Annotated in this window: 20 protein-coding genes; 7 read left to right on the top strand and 13 right to left on the bottom strand. The window is 70.8% G+C overall.

The genetic code is table 11. The features are described 5' to 3' along the window. Positions 1 to 104: 104 nt before the first annotated feature. Positions 105 to 1,127 (bottom strand): Gfo/Idh/MocA family protein, encoded by a 1,023-nt coding sequence (locus E1293_RS19860; RefSeq protein ID WP_165978314.1) that lies wholly within the window; start codon positions 1,125 to 1,127, stop codon positions 105 to 107. A gap of 175 nt (positions 1,128 to 1,302) precedes the next feature. On the opposite strand from E1293_RS19860, the gene E1293_RS19855 reads away from it, so the two are divergent. Together E1293_RS19855 and E1293_RS19850 are read left to right on the top strand one after the other, a co-directional pair. Beyond that, the gene (locus tag E1293_RS19855) at positions 1,303 to 2,679 is read left to right on the top strand and encodes an aspartate aminotransferase family protein (RefSeq protein ID WP_132198923.1); all 1,377 of its coding nucleotides are present in this window, start codon (positions 1,303 to 1,305) and stop codon (positions 2,677 to 2,679) included. Positions 2,680 to 2,722: 43 nt separating this feature from the next. Further along, on the top strand, positions 2,723 to 4,039 hold the full coding sequence (locus tag E1293_RS19850; protein WP_132198922.1) for a cytochrome P450: 1,317 nt from the start codon (positions 2,723 to 2,725) through the stop codon (positions 4,037 to 4,039). Between the two features lie 9 nt (positions 4,040 to 4,048). Here the strand turns inward: E1293_RS19850 and E1293_RS19845 are convergent, their stop codons facing one another. Both E1293_RS19845 and E1293_RS19840 read right to left on the bottom strand, forming a co-directional pair. Beyond that, the gene (locus E1293_RS19845; protein ID WP_132198921.1) at positions 4,049 to 4,834 is read right to left on the bottom strand and encodes a class I SAM-dependent methyltransferase; all 786 of its coding nucleotides are present in this window, start codon (positions 4,832 to 4,834) and stop codon (positions 4,049 to 4,051) included. Positions 4,835 to 4,893: 59 nt separating this feature from the next. Continuing rightward, positions 4,894 to 5,880, bottom strand: a complete 987-nt coding sequence (locus E1293_RS19840) for a sigma-70 family RNA polymerase sigma factor (RefSeq protein WP_132198920.1) — start codon at positions 5,878 to 5,880, stop codon at positions 4,894 to 4,896. Between the two features lie 92 nt (positions 5,881 to 5,972). Between E1293_RS19840 and E1293_RS19835 the strand changes: the two genes are divergently transcribed. Then, on the top strand, positions 5,973 to 6,725 hold the full coding sequence (locus E1293_RS19835) for an isocitrate lyase/PEP mutase family protein (RefSeq protein ID WP_132198919.1): 753 nt from the start codon (positions 5,973 to 5,975) through the stop codon (positions 6,723 to 6,725). Between the two features lies 1 nt (position 6,726). On the opposite strand, the gene E1293_RS19830 is transcribed toward E1293_RS19835, so the two are convergent. The 7 genes from E1293_RS19830 to E1293_RS19800 form a co-directional block, all read right to left on the bottom strand. After that, on the bottom strand, positions 6,727 to 7,698 hold the full coding sequence (locus E1293_RS19830) for an endonuclease/exonuclease/phosphatase family protein (RefSeq protein ID WP_424923648.1): 972 nt from the start codon (positions 7,696 to 7,698) through the stop codon (positions 6,727 to 6,729). A 119-nt stretch (positions 7,699 to 7,817) separates the two neighbouring features. Further along, entirely contained in the window at positions 7,818 to 9,365 is a 1,548-nt protein-coding gene (locus E1293_RS19825) for an FAD-binding oxidoreductase (RefSeq protein WP_132198918.1), read from the bottom strand. Between the two features lie 120 nt (positions 9,366 to 9,485). Beyond that, positions 9,486 to 10,643: a sulfotransferase family protein gene (locus tag E1293_RS19820; protein ID WP_132198917.1), complete on the bottom strand. Its 1,158-nt coding sequence runs from the start codon at positions 10,641 to 10,643 to the stop codon at positions 9,486 to 9,488. 13 nt (positions 10,644 to 10,656) lie between these two features. Then, a complete protein-coding gene (locus tag E1293_RS19815; RefSeq protein ID WP_132198916.1) occupies positions 10,657 to 11,442 on the bottom strand; it encodes an SDR family oxidoreductase in 786 nt (261 codons plus the stop codon). Next, on the bottom strand, positions 11,442 to 12,659 hold the full coding sequence (locus tag E1293_RS19810) for a hypothetical protein (RefSeq protein ID WP_132198915.1): 1,218 nt from the start codon (positions 12,657 to 12,659) through the stop codon (positions 11,442 to 11,444). The genes E1293_RS19815 and E1293_RS19810 overlap by 1 nt, the downstream gene beginning before the upstream one ends. 122 nt (positions 12,660 to 12,781) lie before the next feature. Then, positions 12,782 to 13,243, bottom strand: coding sequence for a nuclear transport factor 2 family protein (locus E1293_RS19805; protein ID WP_132198914.1), 462 nt, complete (start codon positions 13,241 to 13,243; stop codon positions 12,782 to 12,784). A gap of 79 nt (positions 13,244 to 13,322) precedes the next feature. Continuing rightward, complete coding sequence (locus tag E1293_RS19800) at positions 13,323 to 13,946, bottom strand: TetR/AcrR family transcriptional regulator (protein ID WP_132198913.1); 624 nt, start codon at positions 13,944 to 13,946, stop codon at positions 13,323 to 13,325. A gap of 128 nt (positions 13,947 to 14,074) precedes the next feature. On the opposite strand from E1293_RS19800, the gene E1293_RS47560 reads away from it, so the two are divergent. Both E1293_RS47560 and E1293_RS19795 read left to right on the top strand, forming a co-directional pair. Beyond that, complete coding sequence (locus E1293_RS47560) at positions 14,075 to 14,230, top strand: hypothetical protein (protein ID WP_165978313.1); 156 nt, start codon at positions 14,075 to 14,077, stop codon at positions 14,228 to 14,230. After that, positions 14,227 to 14,847, top strand: a complete 621-nt coding sequence (locus E1293_RS19795) for a VC0807 family protein (protein WP_132198912.1) — start codon at positions 14,227 to 14,229, stop codon at positions 14,845 to 14,847. The genes E1293_RS47560 and E1293_RS19795 overlap by 4 nt, the downstream gene beginning before the upstream one ends. A 35-nt stretch (positions 14,848 to 14,882) precedes the next feature. On the opposite strand, the gene E1293_RS19790 is transcribed toward E1293_RS19795, so the two are convergent. Together E1293_RS19790 and E1293_RS19785 are read right to left on the bottom strand one after the other, a co-directional pair. Next, complete coding sequence (locus E1293_RS19790) at positions 14,883 to 15,455, bottom strand: helix-turn-helix domain-containing protein (protein WP_207938959.1); 573 nt, start codon at positions 15,453 to 15,455, stop codon at positions 14,883 to 14,885. Further along, positions 15,443 to 15,943, bottom strand: a complete 501-nt coding sequence (locus E1293_RS19785; protein ID WP_207938958.1) for a GNAT family N-acetyltransferase — start codon at positions 15,941 to 15,943, stop codon at positions 15,443 to 15,445. Before E1293_RS19785 ends, E1293_RS19790 begins: the two co-directional genes overlap by 13 nt. A gap of 56 nt (positions 15,944 to 15,999) precedes the next feature. Between E1293_RS19785 and E1293_RS19780 the strand changes: the two genes are divergently transcribed. Next, complete coding sequence (locus E1293_RS19780; RefSeq protein ID WP_207938957.1) at positions 16,000 to 16,524, top strand: GNAT family N-acetyltransferase; 525 nt, start codon at positions 16,000 to 16,002, stop codon at positions 16,522 to 16,524. Further along, the gene (locus tag E1293_RS19775) at positions 16,521 to 17,138 is read left to right on the top strand and encodes a LysE family transporter (RefSeq protein ID WP_132198911.1); all 618 of its coding nucleotides are present in this window, start codon (positions 16,521 to 16,523) and stop codon (positions 17,136 to 17,138) included. Before E1293_RS19780 ends, E1293_RS19775 begins: the two co-directional genes overlap by 4 nt. A 4-nt stretch (positions 17,139 to 17,142) precedes the next feature. Here E1293_RS19775 and E1293_RS19770 read toward each other — a convergent pair whose 3' ends face one another. After that, a complete protein-coding gene (locus tag E1293_RS19770) occupies positions 17,143 to 18,507 on the bottom strand; it encodes an aminotransferase-like domain-containing protein (protein WP_207938956.1) in 1,365 nt (454 codons plus the stop codon). Positions 18,508 to 18,548: the final 41 nt, after the last annotated feature.

The following is an 18,548-nucleotide window of genomic DNA, read 5'->3' as shown; positions in this document are numbered from 1 at the left end:
GGGTCCCGAACCCGCCCGACCCCCAGGGCAGCACCTTCAGCGTGCGCATGACGCGCCTCCTCGTGGGGGGACGACCCCCCACACCCCCCGGTTCGCTCCGCTCATTACGGCGCCTCCTTCAGGACATCGGCCACCCGGACGGGCTCACCGGTCGCGATCGATCGTTCTGCGGCGACGCCCATGGCCACCGCGAGCAGCCCGTCCGCGCCGGTGACCAGGGCCGGTCCTCCGGTGACGGCATCGGCCCAGGCGGCGATCTGCAGGGCGAACCCGTCGGTGCCGCCGGGCGGGAGCAGCGCGGTGCCCGCGTCGTCGGTGACGGTCCCCGACTCGGCGTCCCAGGGCAGCGTGAGGATCCCGCCGGTGCCGGCGACCATGACGTCGCGGCGGGCGAAGGACGCCGGACGGTGCCCGCGGCTCATCTCGCACACGGCGGTCGCGCCGCCCGCGAACCCGACCGTCATCTCCAGGTAGTCGTAGATGCCCAGCTCGGCGGCGGTCTGGCGGCGGCCCCGCGCGTACACGGTCTCGGGGGTGCCGCCCGTCCACCAGGTGACGAGGTCCAGCAGGTGGACGCCGTTGTGCAGGGCGTGCCCGCCGGAGCGGGCGGGGTCGAGCATCCAGCCGCGCCAGTCCGGCCAGATCCAGCCGCCGAGGATGGACAGCCGGACGAGGTCGACGGTGCCCAGCTCGCCGGCGCGCAGGACGTCCTGGACCGTCCGGGCGTAGTCGTAGTAGCGGTGGCTGTGCGCGGGCATCAGCACCCGCCCGGCGGCCGCGAACGCCTCCACGGCCCGGCGCGCCCCGGCCACCTCGGTGGCGAGCGGCTTCTCGATCAGCAGATGGGCGCCCGCCTCCGCGACCTGGACGGCGATGCCCGCGTGCGTGTCGTTCGGGGTGCACACGACGCAGCCGCCGGCGCCGGTCCCCTCCAGCGCCTCGGCGAGGTCGGTGAACGCCGGCACGCCGCCGTTGGCACGGGACGCGGCGGCGGCCCGGCCGGGGTCGATGTCGACCACGCCGGCGAGCTCCAGCCGCGGTTCGGCATGGATGGCGGCGGCGTGCTGCGCGGCGATGAAACCGGTGCCGACGACCAGCACCGGGACCGGCACGGAATGGGATTCCATGTCGAGGAATCCTGATCCCCAGGTCATTCATGTGTCAAGAGGTCGGCACATGAAACCCGGAGACGTCCCTGCTCAACCCATGATCTCTTGACCGGCCCATTGACATGGAACGCCTTTCCATGAACTATTCGCCGACAGCGTCACTTCCACTCGCAAACACTTGGGGGCCTGAAGAATGACCACCGCCGAGCTGGCCGGGCAGCGGTCCGGCGCGGAGCTGCTCGCCGCCGCGCAGGCCGTGATCCCCGGCGGCGTCAACTCCGCCACCCGCCTGGTCGGCGCGCCGTACGCGCTCACCGCCGCGTCCGGCGCCCACGTGACCGACGCCGACGGAAACCGCTACCTCGACTACCACGCGGCGTTCGGCGCGATCCTGCTCGGGCACGCCGCGCCCGTGGTGGACGACGCGGTGCGCGCCGCCGTCGGCGGGCTCGACCTGGTCGGCTGGGGCGTCACCGAGCCGGAGATCGAGCTGGCCCGGCTGGTCACCGAGACGATCCCGTCCGCCGAGCAGATGATCTCGGCGATGTCGGGCAGCGAGGCCACCGCGCAGGCGATCCGGCTGTCCCGCGCGGTCACCGGCCGCCCGCTGGTCGTCAAGTTCCAGGGCGGCTTCCACGGCTGGCACGACGCCGTCGCCCGCAACGTGATCTCGGCGCCGGACCGCGCGTACGGCAGCGACCCGCTGTCGGGCGGCATCCTGCCCGAGGCCCTGGAGTCCACGCTCATCGCCGAGTTCAACGACCTGGACTCCGTCCGCGCCCTGTACGAGGCGCACCCGGACCGGATCGCGGCCGTGATCATGGAGCCGATCCCGCACAACGTCGGCGCACTCGTCCCGACCCGGGAGTTCGTGGACGGCCTGCGCGCCCTGACCACCGAGCAGGGCTCGCTGCTCATCTTCGACGAGGTGATCACCGGGTTCCGGCACGCGCTGGGCGGCTACCAGCAGGTCTGCGGCGTCACGCCCGACCTGACCGCGTTCGGCAAGGCGATGGGCAACGGCTACCCGATCGCGGGCCTCGCCGGCCCCCGCCGCCTGATGGAGCACTTCAGCTCGGCGGGCGGGGACGTCCTGCTCGCCGGGACGTTCAACGGCAACCCGGTGTCGTCCGCCGCCGCCATCGCGACCATCACCTACCTGCGCGACCACCCCGACTTCTACGAGCGCACCCACGCCCTCGGCGACCGCATGCGCGCCGGCCTCACCGAGATCTGCGCCGAGCTTGGCATCGCGGCCACCGCCGCGGGCTTCGGCGGGGTGTTCAGCCTCTACTTCGCCGAGTCCCCGATCCGCGGCTACCGCGACCTCATGCGCAACAACGACGCCGCCTACGTGGCCTTCCACCGCCGCATGACCGACCGCGGCTTCCTGATGCTGCCGCTCTCGCTCAAGCGCAACCACATCTCCGCCGCCCACACCGCGGAGGACATCGACCGCACGCTGGAGGCGGCCCGCGACGTCCTCCGCACGATCCGGGACGACGGCCTGCTCGCCCCGGCGCCTCACCAGGGCGTTTCCGGCTCTCGCAATGCGGGCGGGGACGTGTAAGCATGGCGGTTTGATCGAGGACACCCGACGCGGAAGAGGGCGGATGAGCGGCGACGGCGGCACCTCATCGGACATCCCCGGGCCGACCGCGGAGGGTGACGGCGCCGCCGCCATCGCGGCGGCCGGCGGGCTGCACGACTACCAGCTGACCCTGCACGCCGAGTACGGGCCGGTGGTGCGCTTCCCGCTGCCCGGCGTGGACATGGCGGTGTCGGTCGCCGACCCGGTGCTGCTGGAGGCGACCGCGAAGATCAACAAGCGGCCGGAGCGGCTGTTCGAGTTCCTGGCCCCGCTCCAGGAGACCGGCAACCTGCAGACGATGCCGGCCGACGAGCACGGCCCGTGGCGGCGGCTGATGCTGTCGGTGCTGGCCGGGCGCCCCTCGCACGAGGCGCACTTCGCCGAGTTCACCGCGCTGGCGTCCGAGCTGGCGGACCGGTGGGCGGAAAGCCCCGGCCCGGTCACCCTGCAGAAGGACCTGAGCGAGCTGTCGCTGCGCATGATCTGCCGGTACTCGCTCGGCAGCGGCCTGGAGCCCGCGGAGTCGGGACGGGTCGTGTCCTCGTTCGAGACCGTCCTCACCGAGTACATGACGCCCGGCGGCGGAGACGAGGGCCGCGCCCGTGCCGACGAGGCCCTGGCCTACCTGCGGGCGACCGTCGACCAGGTGCTCGCCGCGCACCAAGGTGTTCCAGGAGAAGCCGACCGCAGCGACCTGATCGCGGCGCTGGCCGCGGCGGGCGAGTCGCCGGCGCGGATCCGCGACTCGGTGCTGATGACCATGCTGGCGGCCCACCACACCACCGGCGTCGCCATCTCCTGGACGCTCTACCTGCTCGCGCGCCACCCGGACGCGGCCGACCGCGTCGCCGCCGAACTGGACCGCGTTCTCGGTGACCGGGCCGTCCCCGAGTACGCCGACCTCAAGCGGCTCACCTACCTGGACATGGTGCTCAGGGAGACGATGCGCCTGTACCCGCCCGGCCCGTACGGCGCGCGGGAGGCCACCGAGGACCTGACGATCGGCGACTACAGCGTTCCAGCGGGCACGACCATCTTCTATCCGTTCTGGGCCGTGCACATGAATCCGGACTACTGGCCCGACCCGGAGAGGTTCGACCCCGAGCGGTTCACGCCGGAGGCGTCCGCCGGCCGGCCCCGGCTCGCCTACATCCCCTTCGGGCTCGGCCCGCGCAGCTGCGAGGGCGCCGCGCTCGCGATGGTCGAGGCCGAGCTCGTGCTCGCCGTCCTGCTCAAGCGGTTCCGGTTCGAGCTGGCGCCCGGCCAGGCGGTCACGCCCATCGAACGCTTCGTCCTCTGGGCGGCCGAGGACATCAGCATGAACCTCACCCGGCGCTGACCTGGGGCGTCAGGGTTCGCGGTGGGTGACGCGGATCTTGGACTGCCCGTGCGGGAGTTCTTCCCAGTCGTCCATGAAACGGGCACGGAAGCCGTGCTTTTCGGCGAGAGCGGTCAGCGTTTCGGTCCGGTAGTAAAAGTCCTCGCGCAGGACGTGGTGCTCGGCTCCCTCGGTGCGGTCGAAGGTGAAGTCGAAGAAGCCGCCCGGGGCGAGGACGCGCCCGACATTGGCGAGGCATTCGTCGATCACCTCGATGGGCGAGTGGCTGAACACGCTGTGCGCGTGCACGACGGTGAAATGGCGGGACGGCAGGAATCCCAGTTTCAGGTCGTTGACGACGGTCAGGTGCGGGAGCTTTTCCCGCAGGTCCTGGCGGACGAGGGTCTGCTGCGCGGCGAGCAGGATGTCGGGCGAGATGTCGATGCCGTAGTAGTTTCCGGCGTCGAGGTGGCCGATGAAGTGCCATCCCGCCCGCAGGTTGCCGCACCCGATCTCCAGGATCCGGTCGTCCGGCTTGAGGCCGTGTTTCAGCAGGTAGTCGAACTGCATCCGGCCGAGTGCCAGCCAGCGCTCATGGCTGCGGCTGCCGACGGCGGACTCGGGATTGCGGGCCGTGTCGGACTTCATGACGGCCCGGTAGTAGGCCACGTGGTCGCGGCTGGCGACCCGGAATTTCAGATCGCGCGACACTCTGGACAGATACGCCTTGATCTTGTCCGGGTTCTGCCGGGCATAGCGCAGTTTGTACGCCAGGCTCGCGCGATTCCTGCGGGCCGGCGGCGGCGGTTTCGTCATCGGGCTCCCCTACCCCGCCGCCGCGCCCGGTAAGCCGCGGTGCGCCGAATGGTCTTTGTTCAGGCGCGCATGGTCGATGGAAGGTCGAAGTAGGCGAACAGCCTCTCGTCGAGGAAGCTCGACGCGTGGAAGATGCCCGCCTTTGTGACGGTGAGTACCAGAATGGCGTGCGCGTGCAGCAGGCCGTCCGCGCCGCGCTGGTACACGCCGAACGCGGGCTGGCCGTTCGCGCGGGTGGGCACGAGCCGGTTGCCGCCGCACTCGGACGACAGCCGCGCGGCGAGCAGCCGGCCGATCGCCTCCCTGCCGGTGAACCACTCCGGGATGGGCGGCATCTCCCAGGCCGCCTGCTCGGTGAGCAGCCGGGTGATCGTGGCGATGTCGACGGCCTCGAAGGCCCGGGCGAACCGGTCGAGCAGCTCGCGCCGCGCCGGGTCGTCCGGCTCGGTGATCTCGTCACTGGCGGGGACGAGCCGCTCCAGCCGGGCGCGGGCGCGCAGCAGCGTGCTGTTCACCCCGGTGCTCGTCATCCCGAGCAGCTCGGCGACCTCGGCCGCGGGCCACGCCAGCACGTCCCGCAGGATCACCACGGCCCGCTGCCTGCCCGGCAGGTATTGCAGCGCGGCAATCAGCGCCAGCCGCAGCCCGGCCCGCGACACCGCGATCGCGGCCGGATCGTCCGGCGCGCCGCCGGCCAGCCTGTCGGAGAACGGCTCCAGCCAGGTCACCTCGGGTGCGCGCACGACCGCGCCCGCCGGATCGTCGGACGGCGAGGCGAGCCCGGACGGCAGCACCCGCCGGCTGCTGTGCTGCAAGGCGTTCAGGCAGGCGTTGGTCGCGATCCGGTACAGCCACGTCCGCATCGACGCGCGGCCGTCGAAGGACCCGTACGAGCGCCATGCCCGCAGGTAGACCTCCTGGACCAGGTCCTCGGCATCATGGACGGAACCGAGCATGCGGTAGCAGTAGGTCAGCAGCTCGCGCCGGAACGGGTCGGTGATGCGGGCGAACTCGTCGGCCTGCGTGTTTCTCTCTTCGGTCTTCATGGACGTACCTCCCCAGGTACTGACCGGACGCCGCCGCAGAAGTCGTCGGCTTCCGGCCGCCGAATCCCGCCGCCGGGCCGGTAAGTACAGGCATGACAACTGATCTCGCATTCGCCGCCGCCCGCCTCCGGTCGTTGCACGAGCGCGGCAAGCCGCTCGTGCTCGTCAACGCATGGGACGTCGCCAGCGCCGAGCGTGCCGTGGCGGCCGGTGGCCATGCCGTCGGCACGTCGAGCGTGGCGATGGCCGCCTCGCTGGGGCTGCCGGACGACACGTCCGCGCCCGTCCGCCCGCTGTTCGAGGCGCTCGGAAGGATCGCGGCGGCCGTGGAGGTGCCGGTGACCGCCGACCTCCTCGACGGCTACGGCCTCGACCCGGCCGAACTCGTCGACCGCCTCCTCGCCGCCGGGGCCGTGGGGTGCAACATCGAGGACTCCGACCACGCCCATGCCGGACGGCTGCTCGACCCCGATGAGGTGGCCGCGAGGATCGCCGGCATCCGATCCGCCGGGGCCCGCGCGGGCGTCGACATCGTGATCAACGCTCGTGTCGACGCCTACCTCCACGGCGTCCCCGACGCGGCGGCCGAGGTCGTCGCCCGCGGCCGCCGCTACCTGGAGGCGGGCGCCGACTGCGTCTACCCGGTGCGCCTGGCCGACCCCGCGATCGTCCGGGACCTCGTCGAGCGGCTGGACGCGCCGGTCAACGCGAACATCGGCGGCCCGGCGACCGCCGCCGACCTGGCGGACGCCGGCGCCGCCCGCATCTCCATCGGGCCGAGGGGGTTCTTCACGGCGCTCGCCGCGTTCGACGGCCTGGCCGCCGAGCTGCTGCCAGGGGGCTGACTCAGTTCAGGGTGATCCGGGCGGCGACCGGCAGGTGGTCGCTGCCCGTCGCGGGCAGAGTACGGATGCGGCCGACGGTCGCCGAGCGGGCCATGACCTGGTCGATCCGGGCCAGCGGGAAGGCCGCCGGGAAGCTGAAGGCCAGGCCCCGCTCCGCCACGTTCAGCCGTCCGGTCAGCGGGGCCAGCCCGCGATCGTCGACCGTGCCGTTGAGGTCGCCCAGCAGGATCACCCTGTCCAGCTTCTCGGCGGCGACGGCCTCGTCCAGCAGCCTGGCGCTCTCGTCGCGCATACCGGACGTGAGCCCGGACGGCCGGATGCGGACCGAGGGCAGGTGCGCGACGTACACGGCGGCCTCGCCGTGCGGCGTGTGCACGACGGCCCGCAGCCCGCGCCGCCAGGGCTCCGTGATCTCCGGAGGTTTGATGTCCACGACCCCGGCGCCGGTCAGCGGATACTTCGACCAGAGCCCGACGGTGCCCTGGACCTCGTGGTACGGGAAGTCCTGGCCGAGCGTCTTCTCGTAGACCGGCACCACCGGGTGCTCCAGTTCCTCCACGGCGATGAGATCCGGCTTCGCGGCGGCCAGGGCGCGGGCCGTGCCCGCAGGGTCACGGTTCACGTCGCTGACGTTGTGCTGCACCACGAGCAGGTCGTGTGCGCCGGGCTCACCGGCGGGCAGCAGCAGTCCGCCGAACTGGTACGTCCACGCCGCCGCCGGCAGGAGCAGGGCCACCAGCGCGGTGGGCGAACGGCGCAGCAACGCCACTTCGAGCAGCACCACGACCACGAGGCCGAGCCAGGGCAGGAACGTCTCCAGGAGGCTGCCCATGTGGCCCGGGGAGTTGGGCACCACCCGGTGGAACGCCAGCAGCAGGGCGATGCACGTCGCGAGCGCGGCGAGCACCCGGCCTCGCGTCCAGGCCCACCGGCCCTCCGCGTCCTCGTCCGGGGCCCGCCGCCCGCTCCACAGCGCCGTCGCCTTCGCCGTCGCCGTGGCGACGGTGCCCGCCTGCTTCACCAATGGGTTCCTGTCCGCTCGTCCTCGCCTTAGTCGGACGACCCGCCAGGTGAATCAGTTCTGTCCGCCGCCTAGTCGGGGAGGCGGACGGACTGGGTGCTGTGGAAGACGTTGAGCGGATCCCAGCGCTTCTTCACCTGCTGGAGCGTGGAGTAGGCGTCCTTGTAGTAGAGCGTCCACCATTTCTGGGTGGAGCGGTTCCACTTCTCCGTGTCGTTCAGGTCGACGTCCGGGTAGTTGATGTAGCAGCCGTCGGTGTTGTCGCCGCCCACCACGGGGACGCCGCCGGTCTTGGCGAACGTCGCCTTGTAGGTGTCTCGGATCCAGGCGAGGTAGTCGGCCTCCTTCTGATCGTTCTTCGTCCAGTAGACCTGGTACTGCATCTTCATGATGGAGCCGCGCTGGCGCGCCGCCGTGTCCCGGGGCGGGCGGTTGATGGCGCCGCCGTAGGAGTCGATCTGGATGACGGACTGCTTGTTGCTGTAGCCGGGGTGCCCGTTCTCGTTGAGGCCGACCCACATCGCGTCCATCTGCGCGGCATCGAACGGCTTGCTGATGTAGGCGGACTTGTACTTTCCGCACTGGTCCTCGCCGCTGCTGTCGAGCGCTTGCGTCGCCGTCAGCCAGGGCATGTCGCGCGGGATCTGCGCCTGCGCGACGGTCGGGCGCTCGCCCATCGACGTCCGCATCGCGGTCGCCTTGGGGCCGATGCCTCCGTCGACCTTCTCGATGAACTCCTTCATCGCCGCGCGGCCTCCGGGGTCGTCGATGTCCACCTGCGCGAGGAGCCCGATCTGGCCGTTGCTGAAGTGGTTGAGGACGAGCATCGCGAACAGCTTCCCGGCCGCCGTGGACGGGTCCTGGTTGTCGCGGAAGTAGGTGCCGAAGGCGGTGAGGAGGCTGGTGAAGTCGTCCTTCGTGAAGTGCTTCCAGTCCCAGGCGAGCCCGGCCAGCATCACCATGCTGGGCGGCTCGGGCAGGTCCCGGAACCAGAACCGGGTGATGAGCCCGAAGTTGCCGCCTCCGCCGCCGGTGTGCGCCCACCAGAGCCGTTTGAGGTCGGGGTCGGGGTCATCGCGTTTCGCGACGACCAGCTCGACGGACCGGTCCGGTTTCACGACCGCGACCTCGACGGCGTAGAGGTAGTCGACGGTCAGCCCGAACTGCCGCGACAGCAGCCCGTATCCCCCGCCGGTGATGTGCCCGCCGAGGCCGACCGAGTAGCAGGACCCGCCGGGCAGGGCCTTGCCGCTCATCGGGTAGAGGTGGCTGTAGCCGTGCCAGTTGCCGGCGCCCGCCTCCACGCAGTACGCGTCCATGTCCGAGTCGTGGTACATGTCGCACATCGGGGAGACGTCGAGGATCACCCGGACGTCCGTCCCGCAGACGAAGTCCTCGTAGCAGTGCCCGCCGGAACGGACGGTGATCCGCTTCCGGTCGGGGTTCTTGGGAGTCTCGCGCACGGCCGCTTCGAGGGAGGCACGGGCGTCCTCGGGCGACCGCACGAGCCGGACGTACTCGGGCGTGGCGATCCACCGCTGGTTGAAGCCGCGGCTGAGCGCCGGGTACCGCTTGTCGCCGTGCCGCACGGTCTGCGACGGCTGGGGTGAGCTGGACATCACCGACATGCCACCTTCCACGGGGAGCTACCGACTACAGTCAGCTGCCCGATGGTCACTCTGCGGAAACAGAGGGTGACGGAAGGTGTTCGTAGCGGCGCGGTCAGCGGATGGTGCGGGTCAGCGCAGGCTCGCCGTGTAGTCGGCGAAGCGGTCGTCGACCTGGGCCGCGGTGAGGCCGAAGTCTTCGAGGGAGTAGCGGTGGGCCGGTTTGGCGGCGCCGGTGGAGCTTTCGTCGTGCAGCCGCGTCATGGCCGTCCGGGCTTCGGCGGTGAACGGCAGGCCGAAACGGCCGTAGACACCTTCGACGGTGCCGATGGGGTCGCGGACGAAGTCGTCGTAGTGGACGTCCGCGAACTGCGCGGGGTCGCGGCGGGCGCGTTCGGCGCGGAACAGGTCGAGGCCGCGGCTCCACAGTCCGAGCTGGTCGTGGCCGATCGTCGGACCGGTGAACACGTCCGACCATCCGGCGGTGGCGTGTGCGGCGAGGCTGCACATGGACGCCATCGCGGTTCGCGGCGCGCGATGGGTCTGGACGATGAGCGCGTCGGGATAGACCTCAAGGAGCGCGTCGAGAGCGAACAGGTGGCTGGGGTTCTTCAGCACCCAGCGGCGTCCGGCATCGTTGAGCCCGATGAGCTGGAGGTTCTGCCGGTGCCTGCGGTAGGCGTCCGCCCAGTTCTGCTCGGCGAGCCAGGACGAGTAGGCCGGCAGGTGCGCCAGGCATTCGAAGGAGATCGACAGCATGCTCTGGCGGAGCAGCTGCCAGCATTCCTCGACCGAGTCGGCCGAGATGTAGTGGACGCCCATGAATTCGGGGTTCTCGACGTGGTGCCGGCGGTATCCGGCGTCGATCGCCTGGAAAACGGGGTTGTCGGGCCATGTCTCGCGGGGCGGGCGCGGCTGCGGCACTTCGGCGAGCCAGAGGTCGAGCCCCTGGTGGGAGGGGTCGGCGGTGAGAAGCCGATGCAGTGCCGTGGTTCCGGTGCGGGGCAGCCCGGTGACGAAAATGGGCCGCTCGACGGGGACGCCGGCGTGCTCGGGATGCCGTTTCCATTCCGCTTCGGAGAACTGCCGGGCGGCCAGGGAACCGCGCAGCAGCGCGCGCTGCGCCTTGTTGCCGAACGGGGTGAGCCCGGCGTCCTCGGTGAGCGATTCCAGGAGCACCTTCAGGCCGTCGAGGTATTCGTCGCCGCCGAATCCGTCCATGCCGGTGATCTTGCTGGCCGAGGCGTGGAGGTCCTCGACCGTGCCCACGCTGTCGCGCCCGTTCGTCATCGGTGCGCCCTTCCTAGTGGTGCCACTCGCCGGAATTGACGTCCAGGCACTGCCCGGTGACGGCGCGCGCCAGCGGCGACAGCATGAACACGACGGCGTCGGCGACCTCGTCGGGCTCGGGCAGTTTCCGCAGGTCGGTGGTCGCGGCGTTCTCGTCGTAGACCTGCTCGGCCGGGACGCCGCGCTCCTCGGCGAGATGGTTGAAATACCACTTGAGGTTCGGGGCCCAGATGTATCCGGGGGCGATCGTGTTGACGCGGATACCCCGGGGGCCCAGTTCGGTGGACAGGTTCTGCGCCATGGCGAGCAGCGCCGCCTTGGCCATCTTGTAGGCGCCGAACGTCGGCCGGGAATGGCGCAGCACCGCCGAGTTGACCATGACGACGGAGCCGCCGTGCTCTTCGAGTGCCGGGACGAAGAGCCTGGTGAGATGCAGCGCCGACAGGACGTTGGTCTCGAATCCGGCCCGGACGGCGTCGATGTCGACCGTGGTCAGATCGGTCAGGGGCGGCGTGGCGAAGGCGTTGTTGATGAGGCCGTCCACGCGCCCGAAGGATTCCCGGGCCGTTTCGGCGAGCCGTTCGCAGGCTTCGGCGTCCCGGATGTCGGTCGGGACGGTGACGGCGCGGCGCCCGATCTCCTCGACCTCCTTGGCGACCCGGAGGAGGCGGCTTTCCTTGCGCGCGGCGAGCACGACGTCGGCGCCCGCCTTCGCGCATTGGAGGGCCAGGCTGCGCCCCAGCCCGGGACCGACACCGGAGATGACGACGACCTTGTCCTTCAGCAGTTCCGCGCCCATCAGCCGAGCATCCTCTTCGCGACGGCGGTCTGGCGACCGGCTATCTTCTCGGCCCATTCCTGCTTGCCGATGCACTGGCTCTCGTAGAACGGCAGGACGTTCGGCAGTTCGTCGAACGGCACCACCTCGACGGTCGGCCCGTCCTCCGGTTCGAGGTCGCGGGTGATGCGCTGCCAGCGGAACTGCAGGTAGCCGCGGCGATGCCCGGTTCTCTCAATCCAGTTGGCGAGGCCGGGGTCTCGTTCGCTGACGATGTAGCGGATTCTGCCGTCCTCGTCCACGCGGGCCTGGTCGGCGGTGAGGCTCGTCTGGTGGTTGATGTAGTCGAGCGAGACGTACCACATGCTGCCGAGCTGGAAGCCCTGGTAGGGCGCCACTTCCTTCTCGGCCGCCGGAGCGGTGATGACCATTACCTCGTCGTCGTCCAGGTCGTAATGCCCGACGGACGAGAACTGCGTGGCGAGCCCGCCCGGCGTCGGCCGCGGCTCGGTCATCGTGTTGACCGGCAACTGCAGGTAGTGCCATTCGGGGAAGGCCAGGAAGGTGCGGATCCTGGACACCAGCATCTTGCCCGCGATCTCGAACCGCCTGGCCATCCGGTCGGACGGGACGGTCAGCGGCGACGTCCCCAGCGTGTCCGCGCGGTGGATGCGGATCTCCCCGGGCTGCTCGTTCCCCCAGTCGCTGAACACCTCCCGGACGATCAGCATCGCCGCTCCCGGGGTGAAGGCGACATAGCCGGGGCCGGCGTCCTTCTTGGGCGGCCCGAAGCGGAGCTGGAACGTCCCGTCCGCGGCGATGTCGAGTTCGCGGTCGTCGAAGGCGGTCAGGCTGTCGGGCGACTGCGTGGGCGAATAGTCGCCGTTCATGATCTGGAAGCTGAGGTCGGCGGTCGTCCCGCGCCGCCCGGTGACGACGTATTCGGCGTCGTCCCTGATGTAGGCGTGGAAGTAGAGCGTGTCGGGATTGTCGAGTCCGAGCTTGGTGTAGGGGCCGGTCGACGAGGCGAAGAACGGATAGTCGTGCTGGTAGGCGCCGACCATGTGCAGCGACGCCTTGATGCTGCCCGCCAGGTAGTCGAGGCCCTCGGCCAGGTCCTGGTCGGTCTTGACGTGCGGCGCGTCGCGGATGATCCGCTCGGCCTCCGCCACCGCGTCCGCGAACGAGCGCGTGGCGGCGGAACGGTCGGTGCTGCCTTCGGCTGAGTCGGTGGCCACCGGGCCCTCCTGGGATCGCGGGCACGAAGCCGTGCGCTGCCGTGCGCCGGCTCGCGTCGGCTCGCACCGGCGGAACGGACGCTAGAACTGGTTCTAAGTACGGGTCAATGCGCCGGTCCCGCTCAATGGGAGGTGGTGAACTTCAGGCTCGGCGCGTCGTCCAGCGACACCGTGTACTCATACGTCCGCCGGTGCCCGGTCTGCTCGACCAGCCAGGTCCCGTCCGCCTGCCGGCGGTAGGTGTCGTGGTAGAAGGCGGCGCCCCGGATGAGCAGGTTGTGCTCGTGAAGGATGATCGTGTCGTCCAGCGACCAGACGCCGGTGGCCCGGTCGCCGTCGATGTCGATCTCGGGGCATCCCGCGGTGTGCGTGGATGTCTTGTCCGGGCCGAGGTTGGACCGCATGTAGTCGACGATCGCGTCCCGTCCCTCCAGGCGGAGGACCTTGTTGAGGACGGGGGCGTCGTACTCGGCGACGGCGTCCTCGGTGAAGACGGCGGCGAACTCGTCCCAGAGCTTGAGGTCGACGCAGCGCAGGTAGCGGTACTTCAGCCGCCGGATCTCTTCCAGAGCAACCAGGTCCATGCGCCCTAGCCTGCTCGCTGCACCGCCAGAAGACAAGAACAGGTTCTACTCCTGGGCCACCGGGCAGCGCCGGGAGCGGTCAGCGGGGATGAACGAGCGGGAGGAAGACCTGGTCGACGATCTCGGCGATGGCCCGGTCGGAGATCGGGCCGGCGCCTTCCATCAGGTGCTCGTTGCGGAGCAGGGCGACGGGAAGGGTCGCGATGCGCGGGATGAGTGCCTCCTGGCGCGCCTCGCCGCGGGCGACCGCGCGCGCCAGGATGGTCAGCATCGTGCCCGGCTCACCCTGGGCAAGTTCCTCGCGGATGCCGGCCATCAGTCCGGGCTCGCGGCGCGCGTCCAGCATCAGCCCGCGGAGCACTTCCGTGCCGACCGGTGAGCTCATCCGGTCGGCGGCCGACCGGAGCAGCTCGATCACGTCCGAGCGGAGTTCGCCGGTGTCGGGCGGGCTTTCCGGGCGCGCGACCATCTGCTTGTAGGCGGCGAAGGCGAGTGCGGTGCGGCTCGGCCAGCGCCGGTAGATCGCCGTCTTGTTCGTCGCGGCGCGGGCGGCGACCCGGTCCATGGTGAAGCCGCCGTAGCCGTGCTCGGTCAGCTCCTCGACCGCGGCCCGCAGCACGGCGCTCTCGACTTCGGCCGCCCGCCGCCGCGGGCGCCGGGACCGGCCGCCCGCGGCCTCGACCAGGGCCTCGTCCGCTCCCATGGAAGCTCCTCCAGACGGCATCGCGAGTACCTTCCCCTCGATTGAGCCTCATCCTACTTGCCTAAATATAGGTACTGCCAGTACCTTCATTAGGTACTCATAGTATCTATAGGAGACAGGAGAGGCTCATGGCCATCAGGTTGGCCCTCGCGGGAGCGGTACTGATCGTCGTCGGCGCACTCGACCTCGGCGGCGTCTGGCAGTTCACGGTCACGGCCGGCGCCCTCGCGCTCGCCGCGTCCGGGATCATGTGGCTCACCGCCCGCCGGGGCGGCTCGTCATGAGCGCCGAACCGCGGCCGGGCGCGGTCCCCCTGCGGACCGTCCTGCCGAGCCTCGCGCTCAACGGCGTCGTCCCGCTGCTGGTCTACCTGCTGCTGCGGCCGCACCTGCCCGGCGACGCGGCGGCCCTGGCGGTCGCGATGGCCGTCCCGGTGGCCTGCACCGTCGCGGTGTTCGCGTGGCGGCGGCGGGTGGACGCGATCGGCGCCATCGCGGTCGTCACGTTCGGCATCGCGCTGATCGTGGTGCTGCTCTCGGGCGGCGACCCGTTCGTCCTCAAGCTCCAGGAGGCGGTCGTGACCGGACCGCTCGCGCTGCTGTTCCTCGCGTCGGCCGCCGTGCGCAAGCCGGTGCTGCTCGTCGCCACGCGGCTGCTGGGCAAGAGCGGGAAGACGGAGAACGCACTGGTCGAGGAGCGCCGCCGGCAGGCGTCCACGACGCTGACCGCCATCATGGGCGGGACGTTCGCCGTCCACGCCGCCGCGCTGACGGTCCTCGCGCTGCTGCTGTCGACGGCGCAGGTCCTGGCCGTGTCCCGGCTGGTGGGCCTGTCGATCCTCGGCGCCGGCCTGCTCGTCGTCCTGACCTACCGCGCCCGCCTGCAGAAGGCCGCGCATTGACGCCAAGCCCGCCGGCTCCGCCGCTCCGGCGTCGCTCAGGCCGTGGCCTTGCGGGTGACGACCACGAGGTAGCGGCACTCGTCGGGGGTGTCGTTGACGAACTCGCGGGCTCGGGGCTCTCCGAGCTCGAAGGTGTCCCCGCCGGTGAGACGGTGCGCGGCCGGCCCGTCGACCAGGGTCAGCTCACCGTCCAGGACCCAGACGAGCTGGGCGATGAACGCGTACGTCCCCGCGGGCATCGGCACCCGGGCGCCCGCGGGCAGGACGATCTCGGTGACGTCCACGGGGAAGCCCGGCGTCGATATCTGCCGTCGGAGGTAGCCGGTGTCGGGGTCCGTCCAGTGCGGCGTGTCGGCGGCGCGCCGCACCTGGTCGGGGGCGGCGCCCTCGGTCGGCGACAGCAGCGCGGTCATGCTCAGCTCCAGCGCGGCGGAGAGCTTGCCGACGACGACGGCCGTCGGGTTGCTCTCGCCCCGCTCGATCTTGCTGATCATCGCCCGGGACACGCCGGACGCGTCGGCCAGCCGCGCCAGCGACCACCCGCGCCGGCCCCGCTCCGCCTTGACCCGCTGTCCGAGACCGTCCGGGCTTTCCATCAAAGTGGACATGGCTTCACCTTAGGATCGGCGGCGCCGTCGAGGCACAGCTCCATGAAGACGCTGTTGGGGTCCTGGACGTAGTCGCCGAACGGCTCGCGGAACGTGAATCCGTGGCGGGCGTAGAGCCGCCGGGCCGGTGCGAAGAAGTCCTGGCTTCCGGTCTCCAGCAGCACCCGCCGGTGACCCCGCTCGGCTGCGAGCGTCAGCAGGTGGCGGAGCACGAAGGTTCCGACGCCCTTCCCGCGCGCGGCTTGCGCCGTCCTCATGGACTTCAGCTCGACGTCGCCGCCGCCGAGGTCCTTGAGCGCGCCGCAGCCGCGTAGCTCCGGGCCCTCCCAGGCCGACCAGAACTCGACCGCCGGGTCACGAAGCTCCCGCAGATCCAGCGCGTGGATCGACTCGGGCGGCGAGGTGGCGTGCATGTCGGCCAGATGCTCTTCCAGGAGCCTATGGATCTCGGACCGGGCCAGGTCGTCCAGCTCGAAGCGCAGCATCATCGGGACCCCCGTCTCACCCGCCCGAAAATGCGGTGCGGTCGACTTTCGTCGTTTCTATGATAGTGGACATGAATCCACTATATGACTCGGTTGTGGTGAGGCCCGGACGGGTTGCGGACGCCGAGAGCATCCGGACCATCCGGAACGACGCGATCGAGCACACCACGGCGATCTGGACCACGGTGAAGCAGACGCCCGAGGACGCGGCCGCGTGGTGGGCGGAACTCATCGAACGGCGCGCGGCATTCGTGGCCGAAGCGGGCGGTGAGGTGCTGGGGTACGCGTCGTGGACGCAGTGGCGTCCCAAGGAGGGCTACCGATTCACGGTGGAGAACTCGGTGTACGTCCTCCCGGGACATCAGGGCGAAGGCATCGGTGGCCGCCTGATGAGGACGTTGATCGCCGCCGCCCGGGAGTCCGGCGCCCACGTCATGCTGGCCGACATCGAGGCGGGCAACACCGCCTCGATCGCGCTCCACAAACGCCTCGGCTTCGAGACCGCCGGAACGCTTCGCGAGATCGGCACCAAGTTCGGCCGCCGGCTCGACCTGACGATCATGCGCTTGGCGCTCGCGCCATGACCACCGCACTCGCCACCGGGGCCGTCGCGGGCCTCGGGATCGCCATGCAGGTCGGAGCCGTCGCCGTCTACCTGCTCCTCTTGAGCTCGACGGCCCCCGTACGCGTCGGCGCCGCCGCGGCCCTCGGGGTCGCGACCGTGGACGGCCTGTACAGCGCCCTCGCGGTCGCGGTGGGAGGTGCGGTGAGCCGCGTGATCGAGCCGATCGTCGACCCCCTCCGCTGGATCGCCGCGGCCGTCTTGCTGTGGATCGCCGTGCGCGTCGTGACCGACGCTGTTCGGGCCAAGGACGGCCCGACGAGCTTGAGCACGTCGGGAACGTCGTCACCTGGGCGGGCGTACCTGCGGCTCATCGGCATCACGGTGATGAACCCAGGCACGGTCCTGTACTTCGCCGCCATCGTCATCGGCAGCCGGTTCGATGCGTTCGACGCCGTCGACCGGTCCGCCTTTGCGGTCGCCGCGTTCGCGGCGTCGGCCGTCTGGCAACTGGCGGTGGTCGTCACCGGCTCGGCACTGGGCCGCGTGCTCACCGGGTACCGGGGGCGGCTCGCGACGGGCGTGGTCGCCGGGACGCTCATCGCCGCCCTGGCCGTGCGGACGTTCGTCCGATAGCGGCTCAATGATCGCTGCACGCCTGGTCTAGGGCGGTCGCGACGCGGTCCAGGGTGTGGATCGGCGGGGTGTAGGGCAGGCGCAGATGGTGGGAGTGGGTCGCGTCAGCGGCGAAGGACGGGCCTGGGGAGAGTTCGAGGCCGTACGCGCGGGCGCGCGTCACGACGAGGTCGGCTCGCATGGTCGTCAGGTGCAGCCACAGCGCGAGCCCTCCTTGAGGGACGGTGAAGCGCCAGCGGTCGTCTCCGTCCAGCAGCCCGCTCAGGTGGTCGCGCTGTCGGCGTAGGGCGGCCCGCCGGTCACGCAGCACCGGTTCGAGGTCGCGTAGGAGTTCGGTGGCGACCAGCTGCTGCGTCGGCGCCGCGGACAGCGGTTCGCACATGGGATGGCGTGCCAGTTCACCGATCAGCGCGGCCGTCCCGCGGATCCAGCCGACCCGGAGGCCGGCCCAGATCGTCTTGGCCGCCGACCCGATGAGGACGGAGCGGGGTATCCGCTGGAGCGGTGCGGGTGTGTCGCGCAGGTCGAGATCGCGCATGGTCTCGTCCGCCACCACGGTCACTCGATGTCGTTCGGCCAGCCGGGCCACGGTCCGGCGGGCGGCGACCGGCATGAGCGCGCCGGTCGGGTTCTGGAAGTCGGGGACGAGGTAGGCCATGCCGCCCGCCGCGATCCGGAACGCGTCGTCGAGCTGGTCCAGGTCCCAGCCGTCCGTGGTGACCCGGCAGCCGGCCAGGCGGGTACCGGTGGCCCGGAAACCGGCCAGCGGGTCGAAGTAGGTGGGGATCTCCACGGCCACGACGCGGGGAAGCAGGTGCGCCGACAGCAGCGCGAGGGCCGAGCGAGTCCCTGAGGTGATCAGTACCTGCTCGGGGCGGGTGGCAAGCCCCTCCGCCGTGTAGCGGTCGGCGATCAGTGATCGCAGCTCCGGCAGTCCGGGCCCGGTCTCCCCGCTTTCGGCCAGGATCGGGCCGGAACGCTCGGTCGCTCTCAGCAGGGCCTGCTGGTATGTCGTGTGGGGTGCGGCCGGAACCGCTCGCCGGAGATCAATGGCGGCGCCTTCGCCGCTGGCCGAGAACGTTGCGATGCGCGTCGTGGCCTCCGGCGGTAGCCGCAGTGTGCTGGCGCTGCCGCGGCGGGTGCCGACCCATCCTTCGTCCCGGAGGATGCCCAGCGCCGCGATCACGGTGCCCCGGCTGACGCCGAGGGCCGCGGCCGTTCGGCGTTCGGCGGGGAGCCGGGAGCCGACCCGCAACCGTCCGTCCAGGGCCGCGTCGCCGACCGCGTCGGCCAGCGCCCGCGCCAGGGCGACGTCTGGTTTGCGCCAGGCGCCCAGTGCCTTGGCCAACTGGTTGTCCGTGATGTGCACTGGTCCAGTTTGCCGGTATTGGACCAGGAAATTGAAACCGG

Source organism: Actinomadura darangshiensis, from assembly GCF_004349235.1.
Classification (GTDB): domain Bacteria; phylum Actinomycetota; class Actinomycetes; order Streptosporangiales; family Streptosporangiaceae; genus Spirillospora; species Spirillospora darangshiensis.
This window is presented reverse-complemented; position numbering and strand designations above follow the sequence as displayed.